The sequence below is a fragment of the Glutamicibacter sp. GQ173 genome (genome assembly GCF_059759215.1).
Map to the genome: position 1 here is coordinate 66,474 of NZ_JCAXDT010000010.1, position 18,797 is coordinate 85,270.

At 65.0% G+C, this 18,797-nt stretch carries 17 protein-coding genes and 1 pseudogene; 7 read left to right on the forward strand and 11 right to left on the reverse strand.

The window, feature by feature from the left end:
• Nucleotides 1-220: 220 nt before the first annotated feature.
• A complete protein-coding gene (locus AC6CHO_RS15545; protein WP_498216309.1) occupies nucleotides 221-637 on the forward strand; it encodes a hypothetical protein in 417 nt (138 codons plus the stop codon).
• Between the two features lie 325 nt (nucleotides 638-962).
• Here AC6CHO_RS15545 and AC6CHO_RS15550 read toward each other — a convergent pair whose 3' ends face one another.
• Entirely contained in the window at nucleotides 963-1,397 is a 435-nt protein-coding gene (locus tag AC6CHO_RS15550; RefSeq protein WP_498216311.1) for an Hsp20/alpha crystallin family protein, read from the reverse strand.
• A 181-nt stretch (nucleotides 1,398-1,578) separates the two neighbouring features.
• Here AC6CHO_RS15550 and AC6CHO_RS15555 point away from each other — a divergent pair, with 181 nt between their 5' ends.
• Both AC6CHO_RS15555 and AC6CHO_RS15560 read left to right on the forward strand, forming a co-directional pair.
• The gene (locus AC6CHO_RS15555; RefSeq protein WP_498216313.1) at nucleotides 1,579-1,818 is read left to right on the forward strand and encodes a MerR family transcriptional regulator; all 240 of its coding nucleotides are present in this window, start codon (nucleotides 1,579-1,581) and stop codon (nucleotides 1,816-1,818) included.
• A 342-nt stretch (nucleotides 1,819-2,160) separates the two neighbouring features.
• Entirely contained in the window at nucleotides 2,161-3,483 is a 1,323-nt protein-coding gene (locus AC6CHO_RS15560; protein ID WP_498216315.1) for a YjiH family protein, read from the forward strand.
• 109 nt (nucleotides 3,484-3,592) lie between these two features.
• Here the strand turns inward: AC6CHO_RS15560 and AC6CHO_RS15565 are convergent.
• The 5 genes and pseudogenes from AC6CHO_RS15565 to AC6CHO_RS15585 form a co-directional block, all read right to left on the reverse strand.
• Nucleotides 3,593-4,015 (reverse strand): annotated as a pseudogene (locus tag AC6CHO_RS15565) (tetratricopeptide repeat protein); the annotation flags it as partial.
• A 574-nt stretch (nucleotides 4,016-4,589) separates the two neighbouring features.
• Nucleotides 4,590-4,955 carry a hypothetical protein gene (locus AC6CHO_RS15570; RefSeq protein WP_498216316.1) on the reverse strand — a complete coding sequence of 122 codons (366 nt, stop codon included), beginning with the start codon at nucleotides 4,953-4,955 and terminating at the stop codon, nucleotides 4,590-4,592.
• A 4-nt stretch (nucleotides 4,956-4,959) separates the two neighbouring features.
• Nucleotides 4,960-5,733, reverse strand: a complete 774-nt coding sequence (locus tag AC6CHO_RS15575) for an amidohydrolase family protein (RefSeq protein ID WP_498216318.1) — start codon at nucleotides 5,731-5,733, stop codon at nucleotides 4,960-4,962.
• On the reverse strand, nucleotides 5,709-6,014 hold the full coding sequence (locus AC6CHO_RS15580; protein WP_498216320.1) for a hypothetical protein: 306 nt from the start codon (nucleotides 6,012-6,014) through the stop codon (nucleotides 5,709-5,711). The genes AC6CHO_RS15575 and AC6CHO_RS15580 overlap by 25 nt, the downstream gene beginning before the upstream one ends.
• Before the next feature lie 153 nt (nucleotides 6,015-6,167).
• Nucleotides 6,168-9,548 (reverse strand): S8 family peptidase, encoded by a 3,381-nt coding sequence (locus tag AC6CHO_RS15585; protein ID WP_498216322.1) that lies wholly within the window; start codon nucleotides 9,546-9,548, stop codon nucleotides 6,168-6,170.
• 146 nt (nucleotides 9,549-9,694) lie between these two features.
• Between AC6CHO_RS15585 and AC6CHO_RS15590 the strand changes: the two genes are divergently transcribed.
• Together AC6CHO_RS15590 and AC6CHO_RS15595 are read left to right on the forward strand one after the other, a co-directional pair.
• Nucleotides 9,695-10,660, forward strand: coding sequence for a helix-turn-helix domain-containing protein (locus AC6CHO_RS15590; RefSeq protein WP_498216323.1), 966 nt, complete (start codon nucleotides 9,695-9,697; stop codon nucleotides 10,658-10,660).
• Nucleotides 10,661-10,771: 111 nt separating this feature from the next.
• Nucleotides 10,772-12,238, forward strand: coding sequence for a chlorohydrolase family protein (locus AC6CHO_RS15595; protein ID WP_498216325.1), 1,467 nt, complete (start codon nucleotides 10,772-10,774; stop codon nucleotides 12,236-12,238).
• 97 nt (nucleotides 12,239-12,335) lie between these two features.
• On the opposite strand, the gene AC6CHO_RS15600 is transcribed toward AC6CHO_RS15595, so the two are convergent.
• The 5 genes from AC6CHO_RS15600 to AC6CHO_RS15620 all read right to left on the reverse strand — a co-directional run bounded on the left by AC6CHO_RS15600 (nucleotide 12,336) and on the right by AC6CHO_RS15620 (nucleotide 15,989).
• Nucleotides 12,336-12,857, reverse strand: a complete 522-nt coding sequence (locus tag AC6CHO_RS15600) for an aspartate/glutamate racemase family protein (protein ID WP_498216326.1) — start codon at nucleotides 12,855-12,857, stop codon at nucleotides 12,336-12,338.
• Between the two features lie 143 nt (nucleotides 12,858-13,000).
• Nucleotides 13,001-13,159, reverse strand: a complete 159-nt coding sequence (locus tag AC6CHO_RS15605; RefSeq protein WP_498216328.1) for a hypothetical protein — start codon at nucleotides 13,157-13,159, stop codon at nucleotides 13,001-13,003.
• A gap of 213 nt (nucleotides 13,160-13,372) precedes the next feature.
• Complete coding sequence (locus tag AC6CHO_RS15610; protein WP_498216329.1) at nucleotides 13,373-13,825, reverse strand: SRPBCC family protein; 453 nt, start codon at nucleotides 13,823-13,825, stop codon at nucleotides 13,373-13,375.
• Between the two features lie 38 nt (nucleotides 13,826-13,863).
• Nucleotides 13,864-14,451, reverse strand: a complete 588-nt coding sequence (locus tag AC6CHO_RS15615; protein WP_498216331.1) for an NADPH-dependent FMN reductase — start codon at nucleotides 14,449-14,451, stop codon at nucleotides 13,864-13,866.
• Nucleotides 14,452-14,636: 185 nt separating this feature from the next.
• On the reverse strand, nucleotides 14,637-15,989 hold the full coding sequence (locus AC6CHO_RS15620; protein ID WP_498216333.1) for an amidohydrolase family protein: 1,353 nt from the start codon (nucleotides 15,987-15,989) through the stop codon (nucleotides 14,637-14,639).
• Between the two features lie 187 nt (nucleotides 15,990-16,176).
• Here AC6CHO_RS15620 and AC6CHO_RS15625 point away from each other — a divergent pair, with 187 nt between their 5' ends.
• The gene (locus AC6CHO_RS15625) at nucleotides 16,177-16,707 is read left to right on the forward strand and encodes a GNAT family N-acetyltransferase (protein ID WP_498216335.1); all 531 of its coding nucleotides are present in this window, start codon (nucleotides 16,177-16,179) and stop codon (nucleotides 16,705-16,707) included.
• A 90-nt stretch (nucleotides 16,708-16,797) separates the two neighbouring features.
• Entirely contained in the window at nucleotides 16,798-18,711 is a 1,914-nt protein-coding gene (locus AC6CHO_RS15630; RefSeq protein ID WP_498216337.1) for a penicillin-binding transpeptidase domain-containing protein, read from the forward strand.
• Nucleotides 18,712-18,797 lie beyond the last annotated feature (86 nt).

Below are 18,797 nucleotides of genomic sequence, written 5' to 3' on the forward strand. Positions count from 1 at the left end.
TTCCGGTTGCAGACGGAAAGTATTGCAACTAGCCCAAGGGAACATGCCACCGCACGCAAGACCTGAAGCCGATCCTGCCGCCACAGGTGCCTGCTTTTGGGCTAAGCGCCATTCTTGGAGCCGGACCTTTCCTTGAGCTGCTGGCGGCAGGTCCGCTGATTCCGTGCGCTTCGGATTTCGAAGGACAGAACCTGGTCACACGTGGCTCGTCTGTAGTCGCATGTCCCCTTTAATTGCGGCCTTCGTGCTTCCCATGGAGTGCGGAGCCTTGCCGCGCCGCAGCACTTCGTTCCCGATGTTCAGCGATCGGGGCGCTCTGAGCGTGCGGGTTCTAGGCGCCTTTTCTTTGACCTGTTCCGTAGAGCTCGTCGCTGATCTGGTCAATGAGTCCTTGAACCCGATGGGCTTTGTCTTGCCAGTATTTAGTACCCTCGTGAATCTGTGGGGTATCCGCGCTGGCGTTCGATTCGATGAGCTCAATGAAGTGATCCCGGTACGTGCAGAGGGACGTAAACAGGTCATCGAGCTGATCGTCATCAAGCTGGACGTGCAGCCACCTTTGAAGCACAGCATGGCTCCTTTCTGGTTGTACCATCAGGGGTGCGCCCGGCGCTGTTCGGGCGCACCCCCTGAATGACCACTGGTGAGGTTCGCTCATCAGGGACGGTGTGCTGGAGGTGAGCGGGAGTAGACCCTGAGCGGCTTGGATCTGCCCAATGTCTGTTCACTGGCCCTGGAATGGCTCGTTTCTTCCGGACACCGCTGACTGGGTCGCGGAACACCGTCGATCGCACTGCATTGGCGCGTCCGAGGCGGTTGGCCTTGACGGACTGCGGTGGATAGCTCGAGCTCGTACATGGCCAAAAGCAGTTCGTCATCAATGGCCAACGGGTGGAACGCCGGGTGTGTGAGGTCAGGCATGGCGCATCATCTCCATACATGTTCACAGGGAGCCTGCAGGGCTAGCTGGTGATTTCTTTCGGATCCTCGGTGCGCTTGGCTGCGGCGACATGGATGCGGCGGGGCTTGGCGCTCTCGGCGAGGGCGATGTCCAGGCGCAGCACCCCATCAACGTAGGTGGCCTGGATGCTTTCGGTATCCAGGTGGTCGCCGAGCACGAGCTCTCGGGTGAAGTGGCCCCACAAGCGTTCCGAGCCGGTGAGGTGTTGCCGCCCTTCGGGCTTGGCGCGTTCAGCGCGGATCGTCAGGATGTTCTTTTCCACTGCCATGTCGATCTGGTCAGCGTCGACTCCCGGGAGGTCGAATTCAGCATGGAAGCCTTCGTTGTCCCTCCACGCCTCCATGGGCATCGGATGGACTGGCTCGGTGCTGAGCTGGGTGTTGAAAGCACGCTGTACCAGGCGGTCGAAATCGCGAAGTACCTCGGTCTGCATCATCTGAACTCATTCCTTTCTCGCTTGGCGGTTTGTGATGGTGCAATTCACTTTCCGCTAGATCTATGTCTAGCGATGTAGATTTTATAGCATGGAGTTCAGGGGCAGGCAAGCAACTTGAGGGGAAAAAGTGGCAAAAAATTCTACGGCTGTTGGCAGTGTTATTCCTTCGTATTCAATCGCCATGGCAGCTAGGAGCGTGGGGGTGAGCGTGCAGACAGTGAGGCTCTATGAGCTACGTGGCTTGATCTCCCCGCGGCGTACCGCTGGCGGTACCCGAAGATACCGCGAGGAAGATTTGGCAAGGCTGAAACAGATTTCTGTGCTGGCCGATCGCGGAGTGAATTTGGCTGGTATTGGCATCATTCTGGACCTGGAAGCTGAAAACGATGCGCTGAGAAACCGGTTGGATGCCCGGCCCTAGGGCAAGGCTGCAGACTGAACAATAATCCCGGAGGAACAGTGCGCCTTCCATCTCCTTCAACTGCGGAACTCGATGACCGCGGAAGGCCCATCGGGCCAAGTAGGGCCCGCCTGCCGAACCTGCCAGGGCCTTGGCGTTTGCTGGCAGGCCTGCGCTGCCAGTTGCCGGGCCTCGGGCAATCAGATCCCAGGTTATTGGCAAATCGCCGACTCGCGGAAGGGAAATCCTGGGGTAGAAGTGCATCAATCCGGCATCCCGGACAATAGGTGCGTTGTGGCCCACATCAACCCCGGAGCATCGGCTTAGATAGTTCGAAGTCACTATGCACAAAGGGGTTGCACCATGCTGAGCACCGTAGAAACCAGAGAACCGACCAAGCCGTGGGATGTGCTGAGGTTTGTCCTCTATAGCGGGATCGGCATTGCCGTATTCTTCCTGCCGGTCACCCTCAACGGCAAGAGCACCATCGCGCTGGACCACATTGTTTCCTGGGTCCGCGACACCGTTGGCGCCGGCGTGCCCTACTACATTCTGGCGCTGCTGGCCGCCGGCACCATCTTGCCCTTCGCCACCGGCGGCTGGCGCAAGTCGCCTCTGCGCGGCTTCTTTGCCTTCGCCAATGTGGTGGGCCTGGCCGTCGGCGCAGGGCTGGTCTTCGGGTTTGGTCCGGCCTGGCTCATGGAAAAAGACATGGGCCCGTTCCTGCTTAATTCCTTGGTGGTTCCGGTGGGGCTAATTGTGCCGATCGGCGCAATCTTCCTGGCCATGCTGGTCAGCTACGGGCTGATGGAATTCATCGGGGTCTTCTGCCAGCCGATCATGAAACCGCTGTGGCGCACGCCGGGCCGTTCCGCGGTTGACGCGGTGGCCTCCTTCGTCGGCTCCTACTCGCTGGGCCTGCTGCTGACCGACCGCATGTACCGCTCGGGGCGATACACCGGGCGCGAAGCGGCCATTATCGCCACCGGTTTCTCCACGGTGTCCGCCAGCTTCATGGTGATCGTGGCCAAGGCGCTGGATTTGATGGAGCACTGGAGCACCTACTTCTGGCTCGCCCTGGTGGTGACCTTCGCGGTCACCGCGATCTCGGTGCGGATCCCGCCGCTCTCGCGCATCCCGGATGACACCTACCAGAACATCGAGCACATCCCGGAAGAAAAAGTCACCGGCAACCGCTTTGCCAAGGCCTTCGACGAAGCCATGCTGGCTTTGCACCGGGCACCGGGACTGTGGCGCAACATCGGCGAGAACATCCTGGACGGGCTGAAGATGGCGATGGCGATCCTGCCTTTCATCCTGTCCATCGGCCTGCTGGGACTGGTGCTGGCCCGGTTCACCCCGGTCTTCACCTGGCTGGGCTACCTCTTCGCGCCGTTTGCCTGGGTCGTGGGTCTGGATGACCCATTGCTGGCCGGCAAGGCCTCGGCCACCGGCATCGCCGAAATGTTCCTTCCCGCCACCCTGGCTGCGGGCCACGAATCCTTGGAACTGCGGATGGTCATCGCCATCATCTGCGTCTCGGCGATCATCTTCTTCTCCGCCCTGGTGCCGTGCATCCTGGCCACCAGCATTCCGGTGAAGCTGTGGCAGATGGTGGTGATCTGGTTCCAGCGCGTGGCTTTGAGCATCCTGATTGCGACCCCGTTGGTCTCGCTGATTCTGTAGTGCAACCGGCCCGAGATTCAGTCCTCGGGTCGTTGCGCGTGCAACCAGCGCCCGAGGCCCGCAAGGCCTCGGACCAGCGGCCGAGGTCGGTCCGTTCGGGATGCTCGGTGATGACCGCGAGCAGCTCACCCACGGCCGCGTCGGGCTGCCCGGCCTCCAGATGGGTGAGCGCCGAGAACACCTTGACTCCCTCCGATGAGGGGAATTCGCTGCGGGCGCGTTCAAGCACCTCGCGCGACCCCTCCACATCTCCGAGCCAGCGCAGCGTGCTCGCATACTGGCACAGGCAACGCCGCAGCGGCTCGCCGCTGAGCCCCTGGTCGAGGGCCTGCTCGTAGAGGTCGCGGGCCCGCGCTTCCTGGCCAGCTGAATCGTAGGCTCCGGCCAGTTCGTAGCGAACAACGGCCTGCTCCGGGTACTGCTCGTGCAACTGCTGGAAGTAGCTGATTGTGGGGTCCATATTCGCGCGATCGCGCCGGGCATATCCCTCTCGGATGGCCTCGGCGAGATCCTCTGGCAGGCCCTCGTACATTGCGTTCCCCCGTCACGGTGTCCCGGCCTCATTCTGGCAGGGGTCGAGGGTGGATCCTCCGGCGGCCAGAGCGACGCACCAATTGCGGACCGTTGGATGGCATCCCAATACGCATTGAGCCACCTTCGCAATGGTTGGCTATGGTGCGACTCATCGAGGTCGACAGCAAGCTTCGGGAGGAAGCGTGCCACTTCGTGCCCTGTCCTTGATCGCCCTGCCGAGTGCCATGGCCCCGTCTCCAGCATCATGCATTGGCCAGGGCCCGGTGTCACCACCTCCACGTGATCGGGAGGCCCTCGTGCCGAGGACCGAGCCCGGATCAAGGATATTGATCAACCGCGGTGGAACTTGCCTCATGAACCGGATGATCTTGGACCCGATGCACTCGTTCAACTACGCGGCGAGCAAGGCCATCGCCAATATGTGCGAGTCGCTGATGAGCTAGCCGCGCCCCGGCCCTCGCCGCAAGGCCGTTTAGTAGAGCCCATGCCTCGACCGGGCAGGGAGCGGCTGGGGTGTGCGGGTTGAGCCGGTTGGCAGCCTGTGCCCCGGTCGTGCCAGGAGGTCCTGGGGGCTAGAATTCCTCGAGCATCGCGGCCATGTCTTCCAGCCCCGGCAGGGTGTAGCCGCGGTCCCGATCCCAGTCCACGTCGACCTCGTCGAGGGAGACTTCCCACTCGGCCTCGGGGAGGGCCTGGCGCAGCTCGGTCAGCGCCGCCAGCCAGTGCAACAGCGAGGGAACCGTCTCGGCCGGTTCCAGGGAGATCTTCGTGGAGCCGTTGAGCACCTCGTTCTCGCGCTGGCCCGGGTAGAAGTACAACGTCTCGTAATCGAATTCGAAAGCGTCGTTGTGCGCGCGGGCGATGCTCATCAGCTGCTGGTGCTCGGCATCGCTCAGCGGGGTCGGACGGGTGGCCGTGTAGTACAGGGAACTCGACATGGACCTAGCCTAGGCGACCATGGGTCGCGATGTGCACGCCATTGCGTACCACTTTGCACGGCGCCGGACGGTCGACGACCAGCTGGGCGCGGTGCTCCGCCGTGAAGTAGACGCCGTCGCCCTGGGCCGTCGCCTGGGTGTGCTCGAGGCCCATCATCCGGGCGCCCTCAAGGGTCGTGATGTCCAAGCAGCGCTCCAGCTGCGCGTCGGTGATCGCCCCGGTGCGGTACGCCAGCAGGTGGGTCCGGTCCACCATCGAGGCGGTGCCGAAGGGGGACCAGGCGTCGCGGATGGCGTCCGTGCCCAGCGCCAGCCTGACCCCGTGCCTCGCGAAGAGGTCGAGGTCCGGCACCGGATCCGCGCCCAGCGCGCAGGTGGCGACCCAGACGCCCGCCTCGGCCAGCGTTTGGAGGGTGGCCTCGAGGGCGGCGGACGGTGCCTCGCACAGCGCGAAGGCGTGCCCGACGGTGACCCGGTCCTGCATGCCCAGCGCGGTAGTGCGGGCCGCGATCTCGCGCAGTTCGCCCAGGCCCGTCTCACCCAGGTCGTGCACGTGGATGTCGACGTCGCGCCCGTGTTTCTCGGCCAGCCCGAACACCACGTCCAGGTGCCCGTGCAGGTCGCCTTCGATGCCGCCGGGGTCGATGCCGCCCACCATGTCGGCTCCTTCGGTGAGCGCCGCCTCCAGCAGCGGCACGGCGCCGGGGTTGCGCAGCAGCCCGAACTGCGGGAAGGCCACGATCTGCAGGTCGATCAGCTCCCGGTACTGCTCCGCCACGGCGCGGGCGCCGTGGATGTTCTCCAGCCCGATCTGCGGGCCGAAGTCCACATGGCCGTGGTGCCGCTGGCGATGGCGTCGCGGACCAGCGCGCCCATGCGCTGGACCACGCCTTGCCGATAGCCCAGCTGGGTTTCCAGGTCATTGGCGATGAGTTCGGCCAGCGTCCGTGCGGGCTTGCGCGAGAGCCAGCCGCTGCCCCAGGAGGTCTTATCCGGATGTACATGGGCGTTGACGAATCCGGGAGTTATCAGCGTGGTGTCGGCGTGCTGTGGCGACATATCGGTTCGACCTCGTCTCGGTAGGCTGCTGCGGGCGCCCCGCGTCTCATGCCCTTAACGGTATACCAAATAGGCGGGGCTCCAGGCCCGGGCCGGGAACGCCGAAAGGGGGCCGGACTCCGAAGAATCCGGCCCCCGCTCGTGCCGTGGCGGTTAGTTGTTCACCCCGTACAGGTGCTCGATGGTCTGATCGATCGCGGTGCCGTGGGCATCTTCGATCTTCAGGCGCAGGGTCACCAGACCGTTCACGGCCTTGGAGTTATCGACCAGGACCTTCCAGGTCCCGTCCTCATTCACGACCTTTGCCTCGCTCCACGCGATGTCATCGACCGGTTTATCGCCAACGGGCTCGTGTTTCTCGAAGTTGACCTGCGCCGTCATCGAGGCGATGGCTCCCGGGTCATAGCCGGCCTGGCCTTGCAAAGACACGGCGACCGGGAAGTCCGCCTCTGCCGGTGCACGGTTGAACCGGTCGAGCTGTGCATCCACGCGGGGCAGCGCGATCGGCAGCGGCACGAGCTCATCACCCGCGGGGGCCTGCGAATCGAAGCTGAACGAGGTGCGGGTGCGCAGCCCCAGATCCCAGTAGCCGCTGCGGCGGAGGCGGCGCTGGTCGACCACCGCGGTCAGCCGTGAACCGTCGCTGACTTCGGCCACCCCGAACGGGAAGGCGAAGTTGGCCAGCAGCTCGTCGTTCTCGTAGATCGCCAGATTGCCCACGTCGGCGAAGCCTCCCAGGCCGACGCGGCCGGGCTCGGAGTCCTTCCACTGCGGGAAGCTGAATCCTACGAGATTACCCTGGCGTTCGGCGATGCGGCTCGGCTCCCCATGGTCCGTGACGGCCATGGCGGTGTGCGTGGGCAGCTTGAACCAGTCCACCTCGATGCTGCTGCCCGCGGCGTGGCGACGGATGGGATCGAGCCAGGCCTCGGGGAATTCGTTGAGCTGGCCCGACTGCGCGACCTGCTGCCATTGCAGATCCGCGGTGTAGTAGGCGGTGCGATCATGCGGTGTGCTCAGCCTCGAGCTGGCGGAGGTGTAGAACGGGTTGACGCCGGCCTCCTCCGGGACGACGCGCGTCCAGTCCTGGGCGTTCCAGGGTTTCGCTCCCTGGGCGAACCAATGCTCTTGCACCGAGCCGAGGCTCGCGTCGGGCACCTCGTGGCTCTGGTTCGTCGAGACCTTGCCGTCCTCGGTGAAGGCCAGGTTGTAGACGTACGCGCTGGATTCGGTGGTGGCGGCTGGATCGTAGGCCCGCACGTAGGTTCCGAAGTGGAAGGTGCCGTTCTTGACCTTCTCGGTGGGGGACACGTAGAGCTCGGTCAGCTGGCCGGCGTAGAAGGAGTTGGCCAGCCGCCACCGGTCGTCCCAGCTGCGGTCGATGGATAGCGAGCCGGAACGGATCTGCATCGGACGGTCGCCGGAGACCTCGACGCGGGAGGCCTTGCGCGCATCGAGCACCACCGTGGTGTCCTCGGTCAAGGTCATTTCCGGGTCGCCGACGTAGGCGTAGGATCGATCATCCGTGTCGCTGTCGGTGCCGATGAAGGAGGACACGACGTAGTCGCCGGCGCGCACACGCAGGTTGATGTCTTCGCCGGAGAAGTAGTTGGCGCTGCGGGCCGGCTGGTGCATATCGGTCAAATCCAGGTATCCCGCCGCGGCTGGTTCACCGTTGCGGTCGATGGCCTTGACGGTGAGGTTGACGGTTTTGGGTTCGAGCCAGAAGCCGACCGAGGTGACCACCTGGTGCTGCGCATCGCCCTGTGCGGTCGCGCGGATGCGCGCCCCGATTTCCCCGTAGGCGTCGGCCCGCAGGTTCTTCACGTCGCCGCTGGCCGTGACATCCACGCTCGTGCTTCCCTTCGCCGGCACGGTGAGCTGCCGCGAACCGAGCTTGATCAGGTGGCCCGGCACGGAGCCGCCATCGGCACCGGCCAGATCTTCCAGCTTGAGCGTGAGCTTGATGGGCTCATTCGAGGTGTTGGTGTAGGTCACCTGCTCGGTCGCGCGCTGGCTCTTGCTGTGCGGCCAGTCGAAGGAGCCGAGCTCCACGCTGACCTCACTGGTCAGCGTGGTGGTGATGGCGCCGGGAGTCCACAGCTCGCCGCTGCCTGCCGTGTAGATGCTGCCGGTGGCCTCGGGCTTGACCGAGGAGGCCAGCGCATCCTTGAGCTGCTGCGCGGTGTACTCCGGGTGGGCCTGCCGCACCAGGGCGGCCGCGCCGGCCACGTGCGGGGTGGCCATGGAGGTGCCCGACATGCTTTGGTAGCGATCCTCTTCGCCGCCGCCGGCCTTGGCGCCGAGGATATCGACGCCGGGGGCCGCCAGGTCCGGCTTCACACGATGCCCGCCGACGGTGGCCCCGCGGCTGGAGAAGGTTGCGGGCTCTCCCGCGGAGTCGACGGCTCCCACGGTGAGCACGCCTTCGGCGCAGCCCGGCGAACTCACCGTTTCACGCAGTCCGGAGTTTCCGGCCGCCACCACGAACAGGGTCTTGCTTTGGGCGGAGAGTTCTTCGCTGGCCAACGCCATGGGGTCGCTGCAGTCGGTGGGTTCCGTGGTGCCCAGGCTCATGTTCACCACGTCGGCTTCCTGGTCGACGGCCCACTCCATGCCTTCGATGATCCAGGAGGTCTGTCCGCCGGAGGTTCCCAGGACCTTGCCGATCAGGAGATCGGAGGCCGGAGCCATGCCGGTCACTGCGGCATCCGCGGCGCCGCTGCCGGCGATCGTCGAGGCCACATGGGTGCCGTGCCCCTGCTGGTCGTCCACGCCCTCGCCGGTGAAGTCCTTGGCTGACACGACCTGGTCCGCAAGATCCGGGTGCGATGAGTCGTATCCCGTGTCCAGCACGGCCACCTTGGTGCCCTTGCCGTCGAAACCGAGGTCCCAGGCCTCGGGCGCGCCGGACTGCGCGACGCCGGTGGCCGGATCCAGTTCCACTTCGCTCGGGGCCACCCGGGCATCGAGCCAGATCTTGGTGGCCGTGTTCGCCTTCAAGGCCTGGGGGCCCAGGAGCTGCGTGTAGCTTTGCGCCGCGGACTGCTTGTCCATGGTCAGCGCGGTCGCGTCGATGGATTCCAGGGTGGAGACGGTGTCGAGGCCGGTGGTTCGGGCAAAGGTCGAGGTTTTGCCCTGCACGATCAGTGGAAGCGTCTCGGATTCGGCATCCGCATAGCCTTGGCGGATCAACCCGGTGACGTTGAAGAGTTCGATGTCCAGCTGGCCCGAGGAAATCAGTTCGTGGGCATCGGCGGGGATCGTGTAGAGATCCTCGTTGAGAATTCGGGTGAAGTAGTCGCGCCCACCGGGCAGCATGGCGGTGGGGTGACCCTCGGAGGAGGTGCTGACGTAGATGGTGTCGCCGTTGATGAGCGTGACGGCCTTGGGGGCGTCTGCGGCGTCTTGGCCGACGATGGTGTTGCCGGAGTCCTGGGGGTCGGCCGTGGCCGCGGGGGCCGACAGCCCGAACAGGCTCGCGCCAAGGGCCAGCGCCGCGACGCCGGCCGTTGACCGTTTGATTCTGGACATGATGACCTTTCGGTACGAGAGGAAGAGCGTGTGTCACCAATGTGTCAGACTGAGATACCATTCACAATGGCGGGTAAGTGCCATGACTACTTTCTGCCACCCGAACTGACCATGGTCGATGTCGCAAAGGTGCAATGATGCTAGGTGTGCTAGGACTGACGGAACTGCAGGAACGCGTCTATCGACGCCTCGTGGCCATGCCTTCGGCCGCGGCCGCCCAGCTCGCCGCCGAGCTGGGCACGGACGCCGGAGAGTTGCGCCTGACCCTGGAATCCCTGGAGTCGCTGGGACTCGTGGCCCGTTCGGTGGCCACGCAGGATCATTTCATCGCCTCGCCACCCGAGCTTGCCCTTGGGTCGCTGATCGTCGAGCGCCAGCAGGACATCCGCAAAGCCGAACTCGAGTTGCATGCGCTGACCGATCTCTTCCAGCAGGCCGCCACCGGACGCGTCAACCTCGACGTCATCGACGTGGTCCGCGGTCCGCAGGCGGTGGCCCAGCACTTCGCGCAACTGCAGCGCGGGGCCAAGGAATCGGTGTGGGCCATGGTGAAACCGGATGTGACGGTGGTGGACTCGGCGGAAAATGTGGACGAGGCCGCCGCGCTGGAGCGCGGCATCAACTACCGCGTGATCATCGAGTCGCAGGCCTTCAACAAGCCCGGCTTCGCCAATCAGGTGGCCCACACCGCGGCGACCGGCGAGGAGATTCGCGTGGTGGAGCAGCTGCCGTTGCGCATGTTGATCGCCGACCGGGAGTTGGCCCTGCTGCCGCTGCACAGCGAAGCGAGCACCAGTGAGGACATCGGCGCGCTGCTGCTGCGCCCCAGTGGCCTGCTCGATGCCATGTGCGCGCTCTTCGAACTCAGCTGGCAGCGTGCCCAGCCGACCTACCTGCCGGCCGAGCGCGTGGCCGACCGCGCGGAGCTCGACGAGGTGGACCAGCACCTGCTGGTGCTGCTGCGCGCGGGGTTGACCGACAAGGCCATCGGCGGCCAGTTGGGCATGAGCCTGCGCACCGTGCAGCGTCGCCTGCAGCTGCTCATGGCCAAGGCCGAGGTCGCCACGCGCTTCCAGCTTGGCGTGGCCGCCGCCGGCAAGGGGTGGATCTGACACCGCGCCGCACGCTTTTCGGTATACCAAATTGGGCGCAGGTTGAGTAAGCTGAGTCACGAAGGGGCCCATCGCCGGCCCCGCGATCTCATGCGAACCAAGGAGTAGTCAATGGGCCAGGTCACCCGCGTCCGCGCGGCATTCGTCATCGGATACCAGGACGGAGACCACTGCATCTGGCCCCAGGGCGAACTGGTGCACGAGGAGGGGACGGTGCTGTTCGTCGGGCGCGGCTACGCCGGGATGGTGGACGTCGAGGTGGACGCGGGCAACGCCATCGTATCCCCGGGATTCATCGACCTGAACGCGCTCTCGGATATCGACCACGCGATCTTCGATTCCTTCACCGGCGGCGAGCTGCGTCGCGGCCTGGCCTGGTCCGAGGAGTATCTGCACCACCACGGCGCGGTCTTCACCGCCGAGGAGGAGGCCTTCCGCCGCCAATTCGCCATCAGCCAGCTGGTGCGCAACGGCATCACCACCATCATGCCCATCGCGGCCGAGACCTACAAGTCGTGGTGCGAGGACTACGCGGATATGGCCCAGATGGCCCAGGCCGTCGAGAAGCTGGGCCTGCGCGCCTACCTCGGCCCCAGCTACCGCACCCACGTGCCCTACACCGACGGCACGGGCCCGTTGCTGCACGAGGATGAGGCCAAGGGCCTGGCCGGCCTGCAGCAGGCCATCGATTTCTGCCGCGATTACGAGAACACCGCCAACGGGCTGATCCGCACCGCCCTGCTTCCGGCCCGCATCGAGACCCAAACCGAGCAGACCCTCAAGCTCACCCGCCAGGCCGCCGACGAGCTCGGCGTCCCGGTGCGGCTGCACGCGGCCCAGGGGCTGTTCGAGGTGCAGACCATGTTCGAACGCACCGGCCTGCGTCCGCTGCCCTATCTGCACTCGCTCGGATTCCTCACCGAGCGCACCTTCATCCCGCACGCCTGGACGGTGCCCGGCAACCGCCATATGCCCGAGGACTACGGCCAGGGCGATGACCTGGCGCTGCTGGCCCAGTCCGGGGCCTCGGTGATCTTCTGCCCGATCCCCACCGCCCACTACGGGGTCTGCCTCGAGGACTTCGATTCCTACCGCGAGCAGGGGGTGCGGGTGGTGCTGGGTACGGATTCCGCCCCGCCGAACATGATCCGCGCCATGGACCTGGCCATGGGCATGACCAAGGCCCACACCGGCTCGGTCACCAGCGCGCGGGGGAGGGACCTGTTCCGCGCCGCCACCCTGGAGCCCGCCGAGGCGCTGGGCCGCGAGGACCTGGGCCGGTTGGCACCGGGCGCGCAGGCGGACTACTTCGTCCTGGATCTCTCGGGCACCCACATCGGCCCGCATGCCGACCCGATCCGCACGCTCATCATGAATTGCGATGGCCGCGATATCACCCGCGTTGTGGTGGCCGGACGGACCATCGTCGAGGACAAGCAGATCCAGACCGTGGATACCAGCGATTACCAGCAGCGGGCCCAGGCCTTCCTCGAGAAGTACATGGCGGCGTTCAGCAACAGCGACTACAAGCGCCGTCCTGCCAGCGAGCTGTTCCCGCCGAGCTTCCCGGTGCTCTAGAGTCCAGCGCTGCGCACACGTTGGCTGCAGAGCGAAAGCAAGCCGCAATCAATGCACGGAGCAGCGCGAAGGCGGAAGAGGCTTGCTCAGGGGCTGCTCAGCGGGCCAGAAGCCGCTGGACGCGGGCGATGGCCGCCGGGATCGGTTCGATGATCACGGCGCTGCTGGTCTCCCGCAGCCGACGAGCGGTCTCGCTCAACGGCCCGCCGGCGATGATGACCGCCTTGGCCCCGGCCGCCTCCGCGGCCCCGGTGGCCTCGCGCAGCTGGGCCTCCTGCTCGTCGGGATCAGCAGCCAACTCCAATGGGGCGCTGCGGGTGGGGAAGACCCCCAGGAATTCCGCCGAGCACCCATGGTGCTCAACCAGGGCGGAGAGCGACCCGGCCAGCTCGTGGGTGGTGGTGGCCATCGCGAACTTCCGCCCGCCGGCCGCGGCCTCCAGGATAGCGGCCTGGCCGATCCCGACCACCGGGACATCGAGCCGCTGATCGAGCTCATCTCGTCCCGGGTCGCCGATCGCCGAGACGATCACGGCATCGAGAGCTTCGGGGGCCAATTCCGAGACCAGTTCCACGACCGCCTGCGCGGAAGCGGCCAGCGCCACCGGCTCGATGATCATCGCCGGCCCGCGGTGCACGGTGGCCCCGTGCACGGCTGGGCGCCGGATGCCCGGACAAGCTCGAAGAACCCAGTCTGGCCATCATGGCTGTTGTGGCCTTATTGGTGTTCGGATTGACCAGCACGATCCTGGCCGTGCGGCGATCAGTGCCCATGGACGGCATCGTCGTCCTCCTGGAGCGGCTTGCCGAAGGTTTCGGGAACGAACTGGACGCTGATGGCCAGGATCACGAACAGCCCGGCCACCACCGAGAACATCGCGCCGCTGATGCCAATGCGTTGACAGGGGGTGTTGTTCTGCACCGCCTCGGGCATGCTGCCGCGGCACGGGGAGCGATTGACTTCCGAAAGTGGGGTGGACCTGGGACCGGGCTTTCGATGGCGGACGCGCGCCCGAGACGGGCGCCGATTTCACTTTATGGATCATAAGAGCAGGAGGCTCAGCGTACGAAGCCATCGGCCCGGGGTCGAGCCAAGGCACAGCCAAGGCCGATTGGATGGGACCCTCGGCCCGCGCTAGAGCGCCGAGGCGCCCACCAGGTAGGCATTGCGCACCCGGATCAGCCGCGGCATGTACCAGCCGAGCACCAGGCGCTCGACCAGCCAGCCCAGCGGGCCAAGCGGGGCTTCGAAATGGATCTTGTCCACCATGAGCGTGCCTTCGCCGCTGTCGTAGAACTCATGGACATGGTGGAATTTCTTGAAGGGGCCTTTGACCTGCCGATCGGTGAAGGCCGCTGGAGCGTCCAGTTCACTGATTTCCGAGGTCATGCGCACGGGGATGCCAAAATGCCTGGCCCGCCAGGTGACCTGTTCGCCGAGAGAAATCTGCCCGCTGGTCACCCCGCCGATGGCTTGTTCCGCGGAATCCGCCATCGAAGAGGCATGCGCGTCGATGCTCAGGGATTTCTCGAAGAGCTCCTGTCGAGGCATCGTGGTCCTGGTGAAGCATTCGAAGTAGACGGCCATGGCATCAGTGTGCCATAGTCCCGGCCTTGCCTCGCATGCTACGCCGTGTCGCCGATGTGCCCGGCTGCGCCGGTATCCAGAACTCGCTCGACAAAGGCCGCATATTCGTCGATGTAGTGCTTCAGGAACTCGCGGGTGCGCGTGTCGGTGACGTTGCCCTGGGCGTCGAAGGCGCCGGCGTCATAGTGCACGTAGGCCTCCGGGGCGTTGAGCTGCGGCACATTCAGGAAGCTGAGCACGCTGCGCATGGAGGACTGCATTACCGCGGTGCCGATGGCACCAGGGGAGGCGCCGATGATGCCGGTGGGTTTGCGGGCAAAGGAATTTGTGCCCCAGGGGCGCGAGGCCCAGTCGATGGCGTTTTTCAGCCCGCCAGGAATGGAGCGGTTGTATTCGGGGGAGACGATCAGCAGCCCATCCGAGCCTTCGATGGCCCGCTTCAGCGCGGTGCCCTCCGGCGGGTAGCTTTCGTCGTAGTCGTAGCTGTAGAGCGGCAGGTCCTTGATCGGAATTTCGGTGAAGCTCAAGTTGGCCGGAGCCAGCCCGATCAGGGCGTGGGCAAGGGTCCGGTTGATTGAATTCTTGGCCAGGGATCCCACGATGTAGCCGATGTTGTAAGCAGCCATGGTCGCATTCGACACGTCCTGTGATGCACTGTCTAGGGCTGGTCAGCCAGCTGACGAGATTGAAAGCCCATGAGCGGCTAATGGGCCAATGGCGCGATGGATTGCGAGCGCATCAGCCCGGCCTGCTTTCCGAGGCCAGCCGCGGGCGACGGAGCAGGCCCCGTGGCCCGCGGCCCGCTCCGGCTTTAAGCCGCCTTACCGCGCACGATCGCGCCCTGGGCCACCACCGTGTGCACGTCGGACAGTGCAGCGGCGTTTTCCAGCGGGTTGGAGCCCAGCAGCACCAGGTCGGCCACGCCGTGGCGGACCAGCCTGCCCACGCCGCGGTGATCCACACCCAGCAGCTTGGCCGGGGCGGTGGTGATGGACTGCAGCGCCTTGAGCTTGCCCAGGCCCGCATCGGACAGGGCCTTGGCCTCGGCCCCGATCGGGGTGACATCGGTGCCGAAGGAGTCGGTGCCGCCGATCACCGTCACGCCCAGCTCGTTAGCGGCCCTGGCAGCCTCGGCCAGCACCGGGCCGTATTCGCGCCCGCGTTCGGAGAGCACCGGATCGCTGGAATTGGCCATGCCGGCAATGCCGAACAGGGTCGGGGTGAAGTAGGTGCCCTGCTTGGCCATGCGCACCATGGTCTTCTCGTCCATGAACACCCCATGCTCGATGCTCTTCACGCCGGCGGCCACGGCCCCGGCGATGCCCTCGGTGCTGTAGCTGTGGCAGAGCACGCCCGCGCCCTTGGCCGCCTTCACGATGGCGGCCAGCTGCTCGCGCCCGTACACCAGCTCCAGCGGATCCTGCTCGGCCAGCCCGGCGCGAGGGTTGGCGCGGGTCTTGATCACGGTGGCGCCGCGGGCGATGTTCACGCCGGTCAGGTACGCCAGGTCCTTGGGGTCGGTGATCTGGTGGCGCAGCGCAGCCAGCGGGGCCAGATCCGGATCAGCCAGGATGGAGTCGGACTGGTCGGGGGAGACGAACAATCCCGCGGCGTGCATCCGCGGGGCCAGGCCCGGCGCGAAGTCCGGCACCCTGGCCAGCGCGATGTCCTGGTAGAAGCTCGACGAGCCGCTGCGCACCGTGGTGGCGCCGTGGCTCAGGATCAGCGCCGCATCCTCGAATGCCTGGGCGTGGACATGGGCATCGACGAATCCGGGAAGGATGAACTTCCCATGGGCGTTGATGCGGGTGGCACTGGCAGCGTACTTGGCTACGGCCTTGCGGGTCTCGTCCCGGGTGCCCACCGACTGCACGATGCCGCCGGCGAGCACCACCACTGCGTCTTCGATCAATTGGCCGGTGGCCGGGTCGATGAGCGAGCCGCCCTCGACGATGACCGGAGCGCTCTTCGCCGTGGAAGGCCGGTGCACCGCAGCGTTCCGGTTCGAAGGTTCGGCCCCCTGGGCGATCCCGGGGACCATGCCGGCCAGGCCCAGGCCAGCCAGGGCGGCGGCTCCGGCCAGGACGTGCCGGCGTTCGAGTTTTGCGGTGGGCACCGGGCCGGTGCTGTGGTCGTGTTCGCACATGGTTGATACGCCTTTCATGGAGCGGATTGTGACCCATCCTACGCGGTAGCGCACCACAGTTCCATAAATGGAATACCAAATATTACCTTCAATTCAAGGATCATCCCCTGATTCCTGCATGTATGGATAATTTGGTATTCAGGTAACCACCAGGTGGCCACGGCCGGTGCTCGCGGCATGCCAACCATGGCAGAATCGGATCATTATGAATGAGGCAGAAACTTTCACCTTCCGCACCGCAGACCTGCTCATCGAGCAGGCCACGCCCGGGGACTATGAGCGGGTGGGGGAGTTGACCGCGCAGTCATACTTCGCCGCCGGGCACTTCGAGACCCCGGAGCATGACTACCTGCACTTTGTGCGCAAAGTCCAGGAACGTGCCGAGCAATCCGAGATTTACGTTGCGCGGCGCCAGGGGGAGATTATCGGGTCAATGACCCTGATCCAGATCGGCAGCGACTATGCGGACATTGCCCTGCCGGGCGAACTGGAGATCCGGATGCTCAGCGTCGATCCGGCCGCGCAGCGCGCTGGTGTCGGCCGCGCCCTGGTCAACGCCAGCATCGAACGCGCTCGCCGGCTGCCCGGAATTCATTCGGTCAGCCTAACCACCGGGGCCACCTGGCATTCGGCCAGATCCCTCTATGAGTCCATGAACTTCGCCCATGTGCCACAGCGCGACTGGACCGTTCCCGGGACCGGCATCAAGCTTGTGGTGTACACGCTGGAACTCTGAAAAGGGCGTCAAAGCCCAAACGCAGGAAATAATGAGGTGTCGTCCAGGAGTTTTTGCCAACTGTCCTCCCCACGTGAATAGAATGGCGCTATGAGTGCCCTTCGCCGTTCTGCCGTTGCCCTATCCGTCGCTGCCCTGGCCCTGGGATCGCTGAGCGCCTGCAGCGCTGGCGCACCCGATCCCGCCCCGGTGGCCGACGAGCTGGTTTCGGCCATCAACTCCGGCGACTTCTCCAAGGTGCAGTTCGCCAGCTCCGATGCCCAGGCAGTGGCCAAGGCCCAGGAAACGGCCTTCGGCCCCATGGGCGATATCAAGCACAGCAGCACCGTGAGCTCGGTGGCCGAGGACGAGGAAGAAACCGACGGCGTCAAAACCGCCACGGCCGACATCACCACGGTCTGGGATGTCGACGAAACGGATAAGGACCTGAGCTACACCACCAAGGCCGTCTGGGAATATGACAAGGACGCCGAGCAGTGGAAGCTGCGCTTTGATCCATCCGTGCTTGCACCGGATCTGGAAACCGGCGGCTACCTCAAGGCGAGCTACCAGATGGCGCAGCGGGGGAGCATCACCGCCGCCGGCGGCAAAAAAATTGTCACCAACCGACCGGTGATTCGCGTCGGTATCGACAAGACCCGCACCGAAAAAGCCAATTGGGAAAAATCGGCGGCGCAATTGGCCGAGCTGGTGGACATCGATGAAGAGCAGTACGCAAAAACCGTGCTCGCTGCTGGCGCCAAGGCATGGGTCCAGGCCATCGTGCTGCGCGATGATGCCACCCGGGAAGTCACCGACGCAGAAATCAACAAGATCCCGGGAGCCACCTTCCAGGAAGACGAAATTCCCCTGGCGCCCACCCGCTCCTTCGCCCGACCGCTGCTGGGATCAGTCGGCGAAGCCACCGAGGAAATCATCAAGAAGTCCGAGGGCAAGATCAAGAGCGGCGACCAGGTCGGCATGTCTGGTTTGCAGTCGGCCTACAACGACACGCTTTCGGGCACCGACGGCGTTGTAGTCTCCCGGTACAACAGCGAGAACAAGGCTGAAGCTGAACTTTTCACCGCTGAACCGGTAGCCGGCAAAGACGTGGAAACAACCTTGGACATGGACCTGCAGCAAAGTGCCGACCAACTGCTGGAAGACGCCGATTCTAATTCGGCCATCGTCGCTATCCGACCCTCGGACGGCAGCGTGCTGGCGGCCTCCTCGGGCCCCGTGGACACTGGTCTGAACACCGCCTTGCAGGGCGCCTACGCCCCGGGGTCCTCCTTCAAGGTGATCAGCGCGCTAGCGATGCTGCGTGAAGGATCCACCCCGGAATCGGAGGTCAAATGCCCGGCCATCACCGTGGTTGATGGAAAGACCTTCAAGAACTACGACGGATACCCGGCCGCCCAGCTGGGCACGATTCCGCTGTCCGAAGCCATTGCCCAGTCCTGCAACACGGTGTTCGTGAATCAGGGAGCTGAAATTGGCGGCAAGAAGCTGGCTGAAGCCGCTGCCGCACTCGGCCTGACCGGCGAAGACGGCACCGGGGTCGGTGCGGTGCTTGGCTCGGTGCCCGACGATTCTGAGGGAACCACCCAGGCCGCGAACATGATCGGCCAGGGCGTAGTGCAGGCCTCCCCGCTGGGCATGGCCACCGTGGCCGCCTCGGTCCAGACCAAATCGACCGTTCAGCCTAAGCTCGTGCTCTCCCCGGAGCCCCAAGCTCCAGCCAAGCCGAAGTCCGAACTTACCGAAAACGAGGCCAAACAATTGGCCTCGATGATGGGTGAAGTCATTGACCATGGAACGCTCAAGGACCTGAACTCGCTGCCCGGCGCCAAGATTATCGGCAAGAGCGGCACCGCGGAATACGACAGCGAGCGCAACGCCCACGCCTGGGCCATCGTCGCCCAGGGCGACCTTGCCGTGGCGGCATTTGTCGAGGATGGAGATGGCGGAGCGCAAAGTGCAGGACCGCTGGTCAAGGCAATGCTTCAGGCTGCTGCGAAGTAGCCGCTCATCCGCCTGCGTGCCCGGTGCCAAAAACTTGGCCCTTGATATCCCACCCAATCAGCTAGGCCAGCTCCGAGGCCTTTGAT

Bases quoted from the DNA above. Each gene is read 5' to 3' on its own strand.
- AC6CHO_RS15545 (WP_498216309.1), top strand. From the start codon at position 221: ATGTCCCCTTTAATTGCGGCCTTCGTGCTTCCCATGGAGTGCGGAGCC.
- AC6CHO_RS15550 (WP_498216311.1), bottom strand. From the start codon at position 1,397: ATGATGCAGACCGAGGTACTTCGCGATTTCGACCGCCTGGTACAGCGT.
- AC6CHO_RS15555 (WP_498216313.1), top strand. From the start codon at position 1,579: ATGGCAGCTAGGAGCGTGGGGGTGAGCGTGCAGACAGTGAGGCTCTAT.
- AC6CHO_RS15560 (WP_498216315.1), top strand. From the start codon at position 2,161: ATGCTGAGCACCGTAGAAACCAGAGAACCGACCAAGCCGTGGGATGTG.
- AC6CHO_RS15570 (WP_498216316.1), bottom strand. From the start codon at position 4,955: ATGTCGAGTTCCCTGTACTACACGGCCACCCGTCCGACCCCGCTGAGC.
- AC6CHO_RS15580 (WP_498216320.1), bottom strand. From the start codon at position 6,014: ATGTCGCCACAGCACGCCGACACCACGCTGATAACTCCCGGATTCGTC.
- AC6CHO_RS15585 (WP_498216322.1), bottom strand. From the start codon at position 9,548: ATGTCCAGAATCAAACGGTCAACGGCCGGCGTCGCGGCGCTGGCCCTT.
- AC6CHO_RS15595 (WP_498216325.1), top strand. From the start codon at position 10,772: ATGGGCCAGGTCACCCGCGTCCGCGCGGCATTCGTCATCGGATACCAG.
- AC6CHO_RS15600 (WP_498216326.1), bottom strand. From the start codon at position 12,857: ATGATCATCGAGCCGGTGGCGCTGGCCGCTTCCGCGCAGGCGGTCGTG.
- AC6CHO_RS15610 (WP_498216329.1), bottom strand. From the start codon at position 13,825: ATGGCCGTCTACTTCGAATGCTTCACCAGGACCACGATGCCTCGACAG.
- AC6CHO_RS15615 (WP_498216331.1), bottom strand. From the start codon at position 14,451: ATGGCTGCTTACAACATCGGCTACATCGTGGGATCCCTGGCCAAGAAT.
- AC6CHO_RS15620 (WP_498216333.1), bottom strand. From the start codon at position 15,989: ATGAAAGGCGTATCAACCATGTGCGAACACGACCACAGCACCGGCCCG.
- AC6CHO_RS15625 (WP_498216335.1), top strand. From the start codon at position 16,177: ATGAATGAGGCAGAAACTTTCACCTTCCGCACCGCAGACCTGCTCATC.
- AC6CHO_RS15630 (WP_498216337.1), top strand. From the start codon at position 16,798: ATGAGTGCCCTTCGCCGTTCTGCCGTTGCCCTATCCGTCGCTGCCCTG.